General features: G+C 64.2%; 14 protein-coding genes. 12 read left to right on the top strand and 2 right to left on the bottom strand.

The window, feature by feature from the left end; all coding sequences use genetic code 11:
- Nucleotides 1–55 precede the first annotated feature (55 nt).
- From AB4M76_RS12580 to glmM, 9 genes are all read left to right on the top strand, one after another.
- On the top strand, nt 56–1009 hold the full coding sequence (locus AB4M76_RS12580; RefSeq protein WP_368442220.1) for a glycine--tRNA ligase subunit alpha: 954 nt from the start codon (nt 56–58) through the stop codon (nt 1007–1009).
- The gene (locus AB4M76_RS12575) at nt 1006–1521 is read left to right on the top strand and encodes a DUF6446 family protein (protein WP_368442219.1); all 516 of its coding nucleotides are present in this window, start codon (nt 1006–1008) and stop codon (nt 1519–1521) included. Before AB4M76_RS12580 ends, AB4M76_RS12575 begins: the two co-directional genes overlap by 4 nt.
- Before the next feature lie 82 nt (nt 1522–1603).
- Nucleotides 1604–2419: a DUF1206 domain-containing protein gene (locus AB4M76_RS12570; protein ID WP_368442218.1), complete on the top strand. Its 816-nt coding sequence runs from the start codon at nt 1604–1606 to the stop codon at nt 2417–2419.
- 92 nt (nt 2420–2511) lie between these two features.
- Nucleotides 2512–4599, top strand: a complete 2088-nt coding sequence (glyS, locus tag AB4M76_RS12565) for a glycine--tRNA ligase subunit beta (protein WP_368442217.1) — start codon at nt 2512–2514, stop codon at nt 4597–4599.
- Nucleotides 4600–4644: 45 nt separating this feature from the next.
- Nucleotides 4645–7212: a putative PEP-binding protein gene (locus AB4M76_RS12560; RefSeq protein ID WP_368442216.1), complete on the top strand. Its 2568-nt coding sequence runs from the start codon at nt 4645–4647 to the stop codon at nt 7210–7212.
- A 129-nt stretch (nt 7213–7341) separates the two neighbouring features.
- Complete coding sequence (locus tag AB4M76_RS12555; protein WP_368442215.1) at nt 7342–7986, top strand: cell wall hydrolase; 645 nt, start codon at nt 7342–7344, stop codon at nt 7984–7986.
- Nucleotides 7987–8088: 102 nt separating this feature from the next.
- A complete protein-coding gene (locus tag AB4M76_RS12550; RefSeq protein WP_368442214.1) occupies nt 8089–9018 on the top strand; it encodes a dihydroneopterin aldolase in 930 nt (309 codons plus the stop codon).
- On the top strand, nt 9015–10028 hold the full coding sequence (gene folP / locus AB4M76_RS12545) for a dihydropteroate synthase (RefSeq protein WP_368442213.1): 1014 nt from the start codon (nt 9015–9017) through the stop codon (nt 10026–10028). Before AB4M76_RS12550 ends, folP begins: the two co-directional genes overlap by 4 nt.
- Nucleotides 10025–11371 (top strand): phosphoglucosamine mutase, encoded by a 1347-nt coding sequence (glmM, locus tag AB4M76_RS12540; protein ID WP_368442212.1) that lies wholly within the window; start codon nt 10025–10027, stop codon nt 11369–11371. The genes folP and glmM overlap by 4 nt, the downstream gene beginning before the upstream one ends.
- A gap of 5 nt (nt 11372–11376) precedes the next feature.
- Here the strand turns inward: glmM and AB4M76_RS12535 are convergent, their stop codons facing one another.
- Together AB4M76_RS12535 and ilvC are read right to left on the bottom strand one after the other, a co-directional pair.
- Nucleotides 11377–12297: a DMT family transporter gene (locus AB4M76_RS12535; protein WP_368442211.1), complete on the bottom strand. Its 921-nt coding sequence runs from the start codon at nt 12295–12297 to the stop codon at nt 11377–11379.
- A 76-nt stretch (nt 12298–12373) separates the two neighbouring features.
- Nucleotides 12374–13396: a ketol-acid reductoisomerase gene (gene ilvC, locus AB4M76_RS12530; RefSeq protein ID WP_168611968.1), complete on the bottom strand. Its 1023-nt coding sequence runs from the start codon at nt 13394–13396 to the stop codon at nt 12374–12376.
- A 134-nt stretch (nt 13397–13530) separates the two neighbouring features.
- Between ilvC and AB4M76_RS12525 the strand changes: the two genes are divergently transcribed.
- The 3 genes from AB4M76_RS12525 to AB4M76_RS12515 all read left to right on the top strand — a co-directional run bounded on the left by AB4M76_RS12525 (nt 13531) and on the right by AB4M76_RS12515 (nt 15626).
- Nucleotides 13531–13986: an Lrp/AsnC family transcriptional regulator gene (locus AB4M76_RS12525; RefSeq protein ID WP_368442210.1), complete on the top strand. Its 456-nt coding sequence runs from the start codon at nt 13531–13533 to the stop codon at nt 13984–13986.
- The gene (locus AB4M76_RS12520; RefSeq protein WP_368442209.1) at nt 13983–14438 is read left to right on the top strand and encodes an Lrp/AsnC family transcriptional regulator; all 456 of its coding nucleotides are present in this window, start codon (nt 13983–13985) and stop codon (nt 14436–14438) included. The genes AB4M76_RS12525 and AB4M76_RS12520 overlap by 4 nt, the downstream gene beginning before the upstream one ends.
- A 63-nt stretch (nt 14439–14501) precedes the next feature.
- Nucleotides 14502–15626 (top strand): aminotransferase class V-fold PLP-dependent enzyme, encoded by a 1125-nt coding sequence (locus tag AB4M76_RS12515; RefSeq protein ID WP_368442208.1) that lies wholly within the window; start codon nt 14502–14504, stop codon nt 15624–15626.
- Nucleotide 15627: the final 1 nt, after the last annotated feature.

Below are 15627 nucleotides of genomic sequence, written 5' to 3'. Positions count from 1 at the left end.
GACCCCCCGCGTCAGCAGCCGTAGGAAAGGCGCGCATCATCAAGGGGCAAGTGCCATGTCTGACGCCGCGCAAAAACCACGTTCTTTTCAAGAGATCATCCTTGCCTTGCAGGGCTATTGGGCGCGGCAGGGCTGTGCGGTTCTGCAGCCCTATGACATGGAAGTGGGGGCCGGGACATTTCACCCGGCGACCACCCTGCGCAGCCTTGGCAGCCAGCCTTGGGCCGCGGCCTATGTGCAGCCCTCGCGCCGCCCCACCGACGGGCGCTATGGCGAGAACCCCAACCGCTTGCAGCACTATTACCAGTACCAAGTGCTGATCAAACCGAGCCCGCCCAACCTGCAAGAGCTCTACCTCGGCTCGCTGAAGGCCATCGGCATCGACATGGCGTTGCATGACATCCGCTTTGTCGAGGACGATTGGGAGAGCCCGACGCTCGGCGCCTGGGGTCTGGGCTGGGAGGTCTGGTGCGACGGTATGGAAGTCAGCCAGTTCACCTATTTCCAGCAGGTCGGCGGCCATGACTGCCACCCGGTCTCGGGCGAGTTGACCTATGGGTTGGAGCGTCTGGCGATGTATGTGCTGGGGGTCGATCACGTCATGGACATGCCGTTTAACAGCCCCGACGCACCGATCCCGCTGACCTATGGCGATGTGTTCAAACAGACCGAAGAGGAATTCGCGCGCTGGAACTTTGACACCGCCAATACCGAGGTGCTGCTGGATCAGTTCAACGAGGCCGAGGCGCATTGCCAGTTCATTCTGGAGCAGCCGGCACAAGACCCGAAGACGGGCAAGCGCATCGTCATGGCGCATCCGGCCTATGACCAATGCATCAAGGCGAGCCATATCTTTAACCTGCTCGACGCGCGGGGGGTGATTTCGGTGACCGAACGGCAAGCCTATATCGGCCGCGTGCGCAGCTTGGCCAAACAATGTGCCGATGCCTTTGTGCAAACCCGCGCGGGCGGCTGGACGCCCGAGGCGGAAGGCGCGCCCGCGTCATGAACGGCAAGATCGTCGGCAGCGTCATCCTCGCCTGTGCCCTGATCGCGGGGGCGGCGCTCTATTACCTGCAGATCTACGGGTTCTACCGCGAGGTGCCGGAGGCGCAGGTGCAGCTTGTCTCGCGGGCCACGCAAGAACCCGAAGAGATCGCCACCCGCAACCTGCAAGCCATCGACGCTGACAGTTCGCCGATTCGCTTCCGCGCCTGTTTCGAGACCGACCTGAGCCTCGCCATGGCGACAGAGACCTATGAGATGACCGACCACACCGACCCGCGCAACGCGCCGGGCTGGTTCGATTGTTTCGATGCCGCGGCCCTTGGGGCCGAGATCAAGGCAGGCACGGCGCTGACCTTCCTTGGCGGGAAGAACGTGCATTACGGGGTCGACCGGATCGTGGCGCTCACCGAAGACGGGCGCGGCTATATCTGGCATGAGCTGAACGACTGCGGCGAGAAATCCTATGATGGCACCGTGGTCGGGGAAGCCTGCCCCGAGCAGCCTGCCGACTGACCACAGTTCGCGTCTCACCGACATTCGCGCGGAACTTTTTGCCGCTGCCGAACGCTTGTCCCCGAATGGAACGGGGGCGAGAATGTCAGAAAAAACACATGAAGGACTGAAATGGGTGATGCGCGCGGGCTATGGGTCGCGCGGCGTGATTTATACGATCATCGGCGGGCTGGCCCTCTTGGCGGCCTTCAAATCCACCCAGGCCTCTGGCACCAAGGACGCTTTGGCCGCGCTGCGCGACGAGCCCTACGGCGTGCCCGCCCTCTTCGCGATCGGCATCGGGCTGCTGGCCTATCTGGTCTGGCGGGTGACCGCAGGCGTCAAGGATGTGGAAGATCAGGGCACCGATCCCAAGGGGCTCATCGCGCGGCTGGGGCAGATCACCACCGGGCTGATCCACGGCGGTATCGGGGTCTCGGTTCTGGCGCTGGCGATGAGCGGCAAGAACAGCGGCGGCGATTCCGCCAAGGACTGGACGCAAAAGCTGATGGCGATGCCGATGGGCCGCTATATCGTGGCGGCCATTGCGCTGATCCTGCTCGGCGCGGGCATCTACTATGCCTACAAGGGCTGGAGCGGGAAATACAAAGGCCATCTGGCGCGCACCCATTTCACCGAAAGCATTGATCCGATCCTGACCATCGGTCTTGTCGTCTATGGCATCATGCTGGCGCTGGTGGCCGGGTCGCTCGGCTATGCCGCGCTGACGGCGAACCCGCAGCAGGCAGGGGGCTTGGGCGAGGCGCTGCAATCGCTGCGCAGCGTGGCCTTTGGGCGGTTCCTTCTGGGCGGGGCCGGGCTCGGTCTGATCGGCTTTGCCGTCTATAATTTCGTCGAAGCAGGCTACCGGGTGGTGCCGAAATTCTCTGACCCCGATATCCGCACCCTGCTTGATTAATCGCCGCGCGGGGGGCTAGACCCTCGGCCCCCCGCCCGTTATCCAAGCCCCCGATGAGACGCCGCCGTCGCGGCAAGAATTGGGGGCCGCCCGTGCCAGATCTGCTGATTGAACTTTTTTCCGAAGAAATCCCCGCGCGGATGCAGAAACGCGCGGGCGAAGACCTGCAAAAACTGGTGACCAACGGTCTGGTTGAGGCCGGTCTGACCTATGGCTCCGCCGCCGTTTTCACCACCCCCCGCCGCTTGACGCTGGCGCTTGGCGATATGCTCGCCGCCAGCCCCCGTCAGGTGGAAGAGCGCAAGGGGCCCAAGGCCGACGCGCCCGAAAAAGCCATCGAAGGGTTTTTGCGCGGTGCCGGGCTGACCCGCGACCAGCTTGAGGAACGCGACACGCCGAAGGGGAAAGTGCTTTTTGCCAAGATCGAGAAGCCGGGCCGTCCGGCCGCCGAGATCGTGGCCGAGGTGCTGGAGCACACCATCCGCAACTTCCCATGGCCCAAGTCGATGCGGTGGGGCACGGGCAGTCTCAAATGGGTCCGCCCGCTGCATTCCATTCTCTGTATCATCAGCGATGAAGCCGGGGCCGAGGTTGTGCCGCTCACCGTGGACGGCATCACCGCCGGGAACACCACGCGCGGCCACCGTTTCCTTGCCCCCGATGAGATCGAAGTCACGGGTTTTGAGGATTACCAGAGCAAACTCGCGCGTGCCTCTGTCGTGCTCGACCCCGCCGCGCGGGCCGACACGATCTGGCATGACGCCACCAATATGGCCTTCGCGGCGGGGCTGGAGGTCGTCGAAGACGCTGGCCTGCTGGCCGAAGTTGCCGGGCTGGTCGAATACCCCGTCGTGCTGATGGGGCGCATCGGCGAGGACTTCCTTGGCCTGCCGCCCGAGGTGCTGCAAACCTCGATGAAAGAGCATCAGAAGTTCTTTTCGGTCCGCAACCCGAAGTCGGGCCAGATCGAACGTTTCATCACCGTCGCCAACCGCACCACCGCCGATGATGGTGCGACGATCCTTGCGGGCAATGAAAAGGTGCTGGGCGCGCGTCTGTCGGATGCGAAGTTCTTCTGGGACAACGACCTGCGCAGCGTTACCACCGGCGCGGGGATGGAGACTTGGGTCAAGGCGCTCGAAAACGTCACCTTCCACAACAAGCTGGGCACCCAGGCCGAGTTGATCGACCGCATGGCGACCCTCTCGCGAGAACTGGCCCCGCTGGTCGGTGCCGATGCCGATGAAGCCGAGCAGGCCGCACGGGTGGCCAAGGCCGATCTCAGCTCCGAGATGGTCTATGAGTTCCCCGAATTGCAGGGTCTGATGGGCAGCTACTATGCCCGCAAGGCCGGGATGTCGGATGCCGTGGCGGATGCCGCGAAGGATCACTACGCGCCGCTGGGGCCGTCCGATGACGTGCCGACAGCGCCGGTGTCTATTGCCGTGGCGCTGGCCGAGAAGATCGACAAGCTTACCGGCTTCTGGGCGATTGACGAGAAGCCGACCGGGAGCAAGGACCCCTTCGCGCTGCGCCGGGCGGCCTTGGGGGTGATCCGGATTTTGGTAGAGAATGATGTGTCGCTGTCGCTGAACGACGTGCTGGATCAAAGCGCCGAGATCGTCGGCGACCGTGATGCGGGCCGGGCCGATACCGCAGATATTGTGGGATTCATCCACGACCGCCTCAAAGTCTACCTCCGCGACCAGGGCATCCGCCACGACGTCATCGACGCCTGTATCGCCATGAAGGGCAGCGACGACCTGACCCTCTTGGTCAAACGCGCCCGCGCCCTGTCGGAGACCTTGAAGACCGACGACGGCGAAAACCTGATCCAAGGCTTCAAACGCGCCAATAACATCCTCAGCCAAGCCGAAGAGGCCGATGGCGTGGAATATTCCTTTGGCGCCGATCCGAAGTTCGCTGAGACGGAGGCCGAAAAAGACCTCTTCGCCGCGCTGGATAAGGCCGAGGCCAAGATCACCCCGGCGATGGCGGCGCAGGATTTCTCCACCGCGATGGCGGCCATGGCGGAATTGCGCGGGCCGATCGACGCCTTTTTCGAGGCGGTGCAGGTCAATGCCGAGAACCCCACCGTGCGGCGCAACCGGCTCAATCTGCTGAGCCGCATCCGCACGATCTGTAGCGCGGTGGCGGATCTGACCAAGCTCGACGGGTAGGGCGGGCCGGGGGCGAGATCCCTTGCCCCTTCTGCCGCAACCCCTATGCTGCATCCGAACGTAGAAGGTGCCGCAGTGCAGAATGATCCGAACACCACGCTGGTGACCCCCACCGCCCCGATTGCCAATGACACCCATGGCGGGCGGGCGAAATGTCTGCAACGGCTGGTGCGGCTTGACCTGCCGGTGCCGCGCACGGTGGCGCTGTCCTTTGACGCGGTGCAGCGGATCGCGCGCGGGCAGATGCCCGATGTGCAGGCGGTGGTGGATCAATTCCCCGAGGGCGCGTTGCTCTGCGTGCGCCCGTCGAGCCAAGACCCTGATTGGGGCGGGCCGGGGGCGGTGTTGAACATCGGCATCAATGACGCGCTGTTCGAGCATTACGCGAAATCCATTGGCGAAGGGCCGGCGGCGGCGCTCTATTCGCGATTTGTGCAGTCCTATGCGGTGAATGTCGCCCGGCTTGATCCCGATATGTTTGACGAGGTCAATGGCGACGGACGCGCCGCGCTCCTGGAATCGCTGCGCGCCTATGAGGCCGAGACCGAAGAGCGTTTCCCGCAAGACCCGGCGACCCAACTCGCCGCCGTGCTGCGCTCTATGGCGCGGGCGTGGAACGGCACCTCGGCGCGGCTCTTGCGGCAGGCCAAGGGCGCGCCGGCGGATGCGGGGCTGGGGCTGGTGGTGCAGGAAATGGCCTTTGGCGTGGGCAAGGGGCAATGCGGCTCGGGCGTGTTGCAACTGGTCGATAGTGACACCGGGCTGCCGCAGATCACCGGGCGCTACCTGAGCCAAAGTCAGGGCCGCGATGCGCTGGAGGGCGATGCGGCTGCGATGTACCTCACGCGCGACCCGCGCGGCCCCTCGCTCGAAGAACTGGTGCCGGACGCTTTCGCGACGCTGAAGGAACACGCCGCCCTGATGCGCAGGCGGCTGCGGGCAGAGATGCAGGTCGAGTTTGTCATCGAAGACGGCAAGCTGCACATTCTGGATGGTGTCAAAGTCGCCCGTTCCTCCCGCGCGGCGGTGCGGATCGCCGTGGCGCTGGCGGATGAGGGGATCATCAGCCGCGAAGAAGCGCTGATGCGGGTCCAGCCGCGCACGCTGTCGGAACTGCTGCACCGGCAGGTCGCCCCCAATGCCAAGCGGGACATCATCGGGCAGGGCATTGCCGCCAGCCCGGGCGCTGCCACCGGGCGGATCGTGTTTTCATCCAATGACGCGCAGGCCAGTGCGGCGCGGGGTGAGGCCTGTATCCTCGTGCGCCGCGAAACCACGCCCGAGGATATTCGCGGCATGCATGCCGCCCGCGCGGTGCTGACCGAACGCGGCGGCATCACCAGCCATGCGGCGGTGATCGGGCGCGGCATGGGGTTGCCCTGTGTGGTGGGCGCGTCGAACATGCGCTTTGTGATCTCGCAAGAGCAGGTGATCGCGCCTGACGGGCGGGTGTTCTCGGCGGGCGATCAGCTGACAGTGGATGGCTCGACCGGCCAGGTGCTCGCAGGCGCGCCGGAGATGCAGGAAGCGGCGCTGGATGACACTTTCAACCGGCTGATGGAATGGGCCGAGGATGTGGCTGACATTGGCATTCGCGCGAATGCCGACACCCCCGCCGATGCCCAGACCGCGCGCAACTTCAACGCCCATGGCATCGGGCTCTGCCGCACCGAACATATGTTTTTCGAACCCGGCCGTCTGACCGTGATGCGCGAGATGATCTTTGCCGAAAGCGGCGAGGACCGCCGCGCGGTGCTGGAACGGCTCTTGCCGATGCAGCGCAAGGATTTCACCCAGCTTTTCCGTATCATGCAGGGCCAGCCGGTCTGCATTCGCCTGTTTGACCCGCCCCTGCATGAGTTCCTGCCCTCCGACAAGCCGGGGCAACGGGAATTGGCCGAGGCGCTTGGGCTGAAAATGTCCGATGTGACCCGGCGGGTCTCGGCGATGACCGAATACAACCCGATGCTCGGCTTGCGGGGCGTGCGGCTGGGGGTGACGGTGCCGGAAATCTACGAAATGCAGGCGCGTGCCATTTTTGAGGCGACCATTGAGGCCAGCCGCGACGGGGAGCCGGTGGTGCCGGAGATCATGATCCCGCTGGTCAGTGCGCGGCGCGAGGTGGAACTGGTCAAAGCCTCCGTCGATGCCGTGGCCGCCGCCGTGCGCAGTGAGCGCGACGCGAGTTTCACCTACCGGCTCGGCGTGATGGTCGAAACCCCGCGCGCCTGTCTGCGTGCGGCAGATATCGCACCGCATTCGGCCTTTCTCAGCTTCGGGACCAATGATCTCACGCAGATGACCTATGGGCTGTCGCGCGATGATGCGGGGCGCTTTATGTCGAACTACGTGCAGCAGGGGGTCTATCCCGAAGACCCGTTCCATGTGCTCGACACCGGGGGGGTTGGCGAATTGCTCCAGTTTGGCGCCGAGAGGGGGCGCAAAGCGCAGCCGGGAATCACCCTGTCGATCTGCGGCGAGCATGGCGGCAACCCGGAATCCATCGCCTTTTGCCGCGAATCGGGCTTCGATTATGTTTCCTGTTCGCCATTCCGGGTTCCTGTCGCTCGATTGGCGGCGGCCCAGCTGGCGATTTCCCACAAGATCGGGTAGGGGCGGCGGACTGCGGCCCAACTCATACCATAATTCGGCGGGTTTCTGCACATAACACCCCCTTGGCTTTACCGGCGGGAACCTTTTGGCTATCCGCCCCGGAGCCACAACAATGATGCGAGGCGCATAATGCGTTCTATCCGTTCGATTTCTCTTGCGCTTTCCCTTGCGCTCTCTGCCAGCCTGCCGATGACTGCCTCGGCTGACGCCGAAAGTGCGAGCGATCTTGCGCAGATCGAAATTCAGGGGCTGAAGGCCGCCGGGGCGAGCCGTCTGAAGGAAATGGTCGCTCAGCCGGTCTCGGCCAGTGCGAGCGAAGTAAAGTATTCCACCTCCTGGATCGACAGCCAGCCCAAAGCCGAAGGCAGTGCCGAGTTCCGCTGCCTTGCCGAAGCGCTCTATTTCGAGGCGCGCGGCGAATCCGTCAAGGGCCAGTTTGCGGTGGCCGAAGTGATCATGAACCGGGTGAAATCCGCCCGCTTCCCCGGCACGCTTTGCGGTGTCATCAATCAGGGGACGGGGCGCAAATACCAGTGTCAGTTCACCTATACCTGCGATGGCCATAAGGAAGTGGTGAATGAGCCGCGGGCCTGGGCGCGTGTGGCCAAAGTGGCCCGTGCCATCATCGACGGGACGGCGCCAAAGCTGACCGATGGGGCGACCCATTATCACACCACCGCCGTGAACCCGAAATGGGCCCGCGTCTATACCAAGACCGCGCGGATCGGGGACCATCTTTTCTATCGCCACACCTGGAAAACCGCGTCGAAGTGATTTTGCACGGGCCGCGCCTCCGGGCGCTGGTCTGCTGCGGGCGGGGCTGCTAAGGATTGCCGCAGCCTCTGGGCTATGTCACTGATTTGATAGGCGCCATCCATGTCCGAAGAAACCCGATGTGCCTTTGCACACCCGCTTGCGCGGGCCGAAGCTCTGGCGGGGCCTGAGCCGCGCGATCGCATCTCTCTGCGCGATCATATCGTCGAGGTGGAGATCGGAGCGTTTCAGGCGGAGCGGGGGGTGACACAGCGCCTGTCGTTCAACGTGGTGGTCGAGGTCGTGCCCCTGAGCGGTGAGATCGACGATGATGTCGACCGCATCCTGTCCTATGACCGCGTGACCGAGGCGATTGCCGCCGAACTGGCCGCCGAACGGTTGAACCTGCTGGAGACATTGGCCGAGCGGATCGCTGACCGTATCCTGACCGAACCGCAGGCCTGTAAGGTCTTCGTGCGGATTGAGAAGCTGGACCGCGGCCCCGGCGCGCTTGGGGTCGAGATTGTCCGCGTCGGCGCGGCGCAGGGGCCGGGTGATCTGTCTGCGCCCACCGCCGAGCGCCCGCAGATCATCTATCTGTCGAATGCGGCGATCACCGCGCCGCATCTGCCGGGTTGGCTGGATCAGCTCGAAACGGCGGATGCGCCGCTTGTGTTCTGCGTGGGTCTGCCGGATGACGAGAGGCCGAAAGCCGGGCAAACGCAGGCGCAGCGCCGCATTGATTTGCTGGCGATCGAACAGAACGCTTGGCTGCTGGCCGCCCGCGCGCCCCGGCTTGAGGTCGTGAGCAGCCGCACCGAATTGGACTGGGCGATGAAGAATGGCCAAAGCGTCGTCTGGGCCCCGTCGCGCATCGTGCTGGATGCTGTCGACGGCCCCGAGGTCACCCCGAATAACGCGCCTGCTTTGGCGGCGTGGTTTGCGAAAAATGCCAATGCCGTGGGGCTCCTGGTGATCGGGGCTGAGGCGCCGGACGCCGGTGAGGTGCCGGTGACGGTGAGCCCTGCCGAGACGGAGGTCCTGCCGCGATGAGCCGCTATTTTCGCCCTTTGGTTCAGGTTGGCCCTGCCCAACCCGAAACCGCCCTGACATTGGCCGGGGGCTGGGGCTGGTTCACCCATGTCGAGGTTCTGGCGCGCGATGCGGCCGCGCAGATTGTGCCGGTGACCGAGCTGGATGACCAGACGCTCGCCCCATTGACCGCGGCGCGGCCAGCTGTTGCAGGGCTGGAGATGGACCGCCCGCGGGTGATGGGTATCCTCAACGCCACGCCCGACAGTTTCTCTGATGGTGGGCGGCATGCAGACGCCCAGGCGGCGGTGCAGGCTGGGTTGGCGATGCAGGCGGCCGGGGTGGATATGCTCGATGTGGGCGGTGAATCAACACGCCCCGGCGCGGCGACCGTTGCCACCGACGAAGAGATCGCCCGCGTGGTGCCGGTCATCGAAGGGCTACGCGCAGGCGGGGCGGGGGCGATCAGCATCGACACCCGCAAAGCCCCTGTGGCCGAGGCCGCCGTGGCGGCGGGGGCCGATCTGGTCAATGACGTGGCGGCGCTGAGCTTTGACCCGGCGCTGGTGCCGTTCTGTGCTACGCGCGAACTGCCGGTCTGCGTGATGCATGCGCAGGGCGATCCGGCCACGATGCAGCGCGATCCGCGCTATGACAACGTGCTGCTTGATGTCTATGACTATCTTGCCGAGCGGATCAGGGCGTTGGAAGCCGAGGGGATTGTGCGGGAGAATATCGTTGCGGACCCCGGCATCGGCTTTGGCAAGACGCTGGAGCATAACCTCGCGCTGCTGGCGCGGTTGAGCCTGTTTCACGGGCTTGGCGTGCCGGTGCTTCTGGGTGCCAGCCGCAAGCGGTTTATCGGCACCATCGGCGGGGCCGAGGCCGGGGCGGGCCGGGCGCCCGGCTCCATCGGCGTGGCCTCGGCGGCCCTACAGCACGGTGTGCAGCTTCTTCGGGTGCATGACGTGGGCGAAACCATTCAGGCAATTGCACTTTGGCGTGCGGCCATGGCAGGAAAGCAGACATGACAAAACTCTTCGGTACTGATGGCGTGCGCGGCACGGCCAATATTCACCCCATGACCGCCGATATGGCGCTGCGCATCGGCGCGGCGGTGGGCCGGTATTTCCGGCGCGAGAAGGACAGTGTGCACCGTGTGGTGATCGGCAAAGACACGCGGCTGTCGGGCTATATGTTCGAGAATGCGCTGACGGCGGGGCTGACCAGCACGGGCATGAACGTACTGCTGCTCGGCCCGGTGCCGACGCCGGCTGTGGGGCTGCTCACGCGGTCCATGCGGGCCGATCTGGGGGTGATGATCTCGGCCAGTCACAATCCGGCGCATGACAATGGTATCAAGTTCTTTGGCCCCGATGGCTACAAACTGTCCGACAAGGTCGAGCAGGAGATCGAGGCGCTCGTCGCGCAGGGGGTCGACTTGACGGCCCCGGAGGAGATCGGCCGCGCCAAACGGATTGATGACAGCCGCTACCGCTATATCGAACGGGTCAAATCCTCCTTCCCGCGGCAAATGCGGGTGGACGGGCTGAAGGTGGTGATCGACTGCGCCCATGGGGCGGCCTATCACGTGGCGCCGATGGCGCTTTGGGAGTTGGGCGCGACGGTGATCCCGGTGGGGGTGGCGCCGAACGGGTTCAACATCAACGACGGCTGCGGCTCGACCCAGCCCAAGGCCGCGGCGGAGGCCGTGGTGGCCCATGGCGCGGATGTCGGCATCTGTCTGGACGGGGATGCCGACCGGGTGATCCTCATCGACGAGAACGGGCGTATCGGGGATGGCGATCAGTTCATGGCGCTGATGGCGGCCCGTTGGGCAAGCGAAGACCGTCTGAAGGGCAAGGCGCTGGTGGCCACCGTGATGAGCAATCTCGGGCTTGAGCGTTTTCTCAACGCGCGCGGCGTCGATCTGGAGCGCACCGCTGTGGGCGACCGCTATGTGGTGGAGCGGATGCGTCAGGGCGGCTTTAATCTCGGCGGTGAGCAATCGGGCCATATCGTGATGACCGACCATGCCACCACCGGCGACGGTCTGATGGCCGGGATGCAGTTCCTGGCGGAAATGGTGCGCTCGGAAAAGCCCGCGTCAGAGCTGCTCTACCAGTTCGACCCGGTGCCGCAACTGCTGAAAAACGTGCGTTTCTCGGCTGGGCAGACCCCGCTGGAAGATGCGGATGTGCAGGCCGCCATCGCGCAGGCCGAGGCGGATCTGGCGCAAGGCGGGCGGCTGTTGATCCGCAAATCCGGGACCGAGCCTTTGGTGCGTGTCATGGCCGAACATGAGGACGCCGCCTTGATGGAACGGGTGGTGGACAGTGTGGTCGAGGCGGTGAATGCGGCGGTGGGCGGCTAGGCGCCTCAGGCGCGCCGGAACAGACGGGACAGCGCGCCATATTGGCTGAGCCCCACGCCCGCGAGGATCAGGGCCATCGCGTAGAGCAGCGAAAGAGGCAGCGGCTCGGACAGGATCAGCGCGCCCATCAGGACCGACCAGACCGGCACCTGATAATTGACCAGCGACATGAAGACCGGGCCCGCCGTGCGCACCACATAGGTGCGCAGGAAAGCCGCGCCGGCGGTGGGGACCAGCCCGAGGAACAGCAAGACGCCAAGGATTTTCGGCGCGGGCAGGGGCGGCGGGCCTTCGCTGAAGAACGCCATGGGCAGGATCGCCACTGCGCCAATGAGCATGAGGACCGTGGAGAGCCCCATAGGGTCAACCGGCGGCAGGCGGCGCATCAGGATGGACCCCACCGCATAGCAGGACGCCGCGGCAACACAGGCAAGCCTTCCTGCGGCCTCCATCGTGGCGCCGGTGCTTTCAAAAGCCTGCCCCCCGATCAGCACCACCACGCCGATAAAGCCGATGACGAAACCACCGGCCTTGCGCGCTGTCATCTGTTCGCCGGGCAGGGTGAAATGCGCGATGGGCAGCACGATCAGCGCGACCGAGGCCATCGACACGCCAGCAAAGCCCGAGGTTACGAATTGCTGTCCCCAGGCCAGCAGGGAAAAGGGCAGGGCCGAGATCAGGACGCCGTTGATAACCAAGATGGTGATGTCCGCGCGGCTGGGCCGTCGTTTGAAGAGCGCGAGGCCGCGAAACGCCCAGATGACCATCATCGCCACCGTCGCCAGACAGATCCGCGAGGCAGCGAGCCAGAAAGGGGTGATCCCGGTCAGCGCGATTTCGGTCACCAGAAAGGTGCCGCCCCAGACAAAGCCCAGCACGATGATGAGCAGCCAGCTTGTCAGGGTGATCTGTGGCCTGTCGTTCATCCTGGCTCCGGGGGAAAGTGCAAAGACCCCGGCGCGGGGCCGGGGTCGATGTGATTTCATTTGGAAAGGAACGGGCTCAGTTCTTGGCCTTGTCCACCATCTTGCCGGCGGAAATCCATGGCATCATCTCGCGCAGCTTTTCGCCGACCTGTTCGATGCGGTGTTCGTCATTGATGCGACGTGTGGCTTTGAACGAGGGCTGGCCGACGGCGTTTTCCTGCATGAAGTCACGCACGAACTTGCCGTTCTGAATGTCCGTCAGCACGTCTTTCATGCGCTTCTTGGTCTCGTCGTAAGGCAGGATGCGCGGGCCGGAGACATATTCGCCGTATTCCGCCGTGTTGGAGATCGAGTAGTTCATGTTGGCGATGCCGCCTTCATAGATCAGGTCGACGATCAGCTTCACCTCATGCAGGCACTCGAAATAGGCCATCTCGGGCGCGTAGCCGGCTTCGACCAGCGTCTCGAAGCCCATGCGGATCAGCTCGACCAAGCCACCGCAGAGCACGGCCTGTTCGCCGAAGAGGTCGGTTTCGCATTCCTCGCGGAAGTTGGTTTCGATGATGCCCGAACGGCCGCCACCGATGGCGGAGCAGTAGGAGAGGCCGATTTCCAGCGCCTTGCCGGAAGCGTCCTTGTCGACGGCCACAAGGCAGGGCACGCCGCCGCCCTTGGTGTATTCGCCGCGCACGGTGTGGCCCGGACCTTTGGGGGCCATCATGATGACGTCGACGCCTTCTTTCGGCTCGATCAGGCCGAAGTGGACGTTCAGACCGTGGGCGAAGGCAATGGCGGCACCTTCGCGGATGTTGTCATGCACGTATTTCTTGTAGGTCTCGGCCTGAAGCTCATCGGGCATGGTGAACATGATCAGGTCGGCCCAGGCGGCGGCTTCGGCGATGCCCATGACCTTGAGACCTTCGCCTTCGGCCTTGGCTGCAGAGGCGGAGCCCTCGCGCAGGGCGACGACGAGGTTCTTGGCACCGGAATCGCGCAGGTTCAGCGCATGGGCATGGCCTTGGGAGCCGTAGCCGAGGATCGCCACCTTCTTGTCCTTGATGAGGTTCACGTCGCAATCGCGGTCGTAGTAAACGCGCATGATCTTGTCCTTTGGTTGATCTTCTTCTGGGCCTCACCATAGCGATGTCGCGCTTAGGAGCCATTGTCATCGCAGAGGTATTTGTGAAAGGATGAAGATAATCATTCGCCCATCTGCGCGAAAATGGAGAAATCATGCTTGATGATCTGGATCGCCGCATTCTGCGCTATTGGCAGGCGGAGCCGAGCCTCAGCCCCGGCGAGTTGGCTGAGTATTGCAATATCTCGGCGGGCAAGGCCGCGCGGCGCATTGCGCGCATGCAGGACCAAGGGATCGTGCAGGGCAGCACCGTGGTCATTGATTGGGCGGCGCTTGGCTATGCGCTGGAGGTGTCCTTGCGCGTGACCTTGGACAAGACGCAGGCCAATGCCTTTGACATCTTTATGGCCGAGGCGCGAAAGGTGCCGGAGGTGATCGAGATCCAGACCTTTCTGGGGCGGGTCGATCTGCGCCTGTCGATCATCGCGCGGGATATGGGGCATTATCAGCAGATCTACCGCAGTCGGATCCTGACCCTGCCGCATATCGCGGAGATCGAGGCTTTGATGCATGTGGCGCGGATCAAGACCAAAGAGGGGCTGCCGCTGTGATCGAATTGGACGAGATCGACCGGGCCCTGCTGCGCGCCTTGGTAAAGGATGCCGCGCAAAGCGCCAGTTCCCTGGGCCGGAAACTGGGGCTGTCGCAGCCTGCGACATGGCGGCGGATCAGACGGTTGGAGGCCGGGGGCGCGATTGCCGGGCGGCGGTTGCGCCTGAATGCCGAGGCTTTGGGCTTTGGTGTGACCGTGTTTCTGGGGATCAAGCTTGCCACCCGCGGGCGGGTCAGTCTGGAGGATTTTGAACGGGCGGTTTCGGCCATTCCCGAAGTGCAGACGGTGGAGCATGTTCTGGGGCTTTTCGACTATCGCTTGAGGGTCGTGGCCCGGGATTTGCCGGATTTTGAACGGGTGCTCAGGCGGCGGATCATGACCCTGCCGGGCGCGGGAGAGGTGGAGGCCAATGTGCTGCTGAGCGAAGAGCGGCTGCCAGGGCCGCTGTAGCCGTGAATTGCCTTTTGCCGTGGCGGGCCATATGCCTTTGCTTCGAATGATGGAGGAAGAACGATGGCATTGCTCGACACGGTAGACCCTTCGGGGCTTGATGAATTCAGCGTGGTCTTTACCGACCGGTCGCTCAACCACATGTCGGCGGAATTTCAGCAGGTCATGCGCGATCTCTCGGCTTGGCTGGGTGAGGTCTATAACGCCGATGCCGTGGCGCTGGTGCCCGGTGGCGGCACCTATGCGATGGAGGCCGTGGCGCGGCAGTTCGCGCGGGGGCAGGACGTGCTGGTGGTGCGCAACGGCTGGTTCTCCTACCGTTGGAGCCAGATCATCGAGAGCGCCGATCTGACCGCCAGTGCCGAGGTGATGAAAGCGCGGATGGAGGGCAATGCCAGCCCCGCGCCCTTTGCGCCCGCGCCGATCGAAGAGGTCACCGCTGCGATCCGAGAGAACAGACCGCAGGTGGTTTTCGCGCCGCATGTGGAGACCAGCTCGGGCATGATCCTGCCGGACGACTATATCAAGGCAATGGCAGCGGCGGCCCATGACGTGGGCGCGTTGATGGTGCTGGATTGCATCGCCTCGGGCTGTGTTTGGGTCGATATGAAGGCGCTTGGCGTCGATGTGCTGATCTCGGCCCCGCAGAAGGGGTGGAGCGCGTCGCCCTCTGCCGGGTTGGTGATGATGTCGGCGCGTGCCGAAGCGCGTCTGGCGGAGACCACGTCGGACAGTTTCGCCATCGATCTGCGCAAATGGCGCGATATTATGAAAGCCTATGAGGCGGGCGGCCATGCCTATCATGCCACCATGCCGACCGATGCGCTGCGGATATTCCGCGACACGGTGCGCGAGACCCGGGACTATGGCTTTGACCGGTTGAAAGAGGCGCAGTGGCGCTTGGGGGATGCGGTGCGCAAGGCGCTTGCAGATCGCGGCGTGACTTCGGTCGCGGCGGCGGGTTTCGCGGCCCCCGGGGTGGTGGTGAGCTATACCGATGATCCCGAAGTGCAGAACGGCAAAGCCTTTGCCGCGCAGGGCATGCAGATCGCGGCGGGCGTGCCGCTTCAGGTCGGGGAGCCAGAGGATTTCCGCACCTTCCGTCTGGGTCTCTTTGGGCTTGATAAGCTTTACGACGTCGATGCCACGGTTGCGCGGCTGACCAGGGTGCTGGACGAGGTCCTGTGAG

It is taken from the genome of Sulfitobacter sp. PS-8MA, from assembly GCF_040933935.1.
Classification (GTDB): Bacteria; Pseudomonadota; Alphaproteobacteria; order Rhodobacterales; family Rhodobacteraceae; genus Sulfitobacter.
The sequence above is the reverse complement of the archived record's forward strand: the minus strand, read 5'-3'. Positions and strand labels throughout refer to the sequence as shown.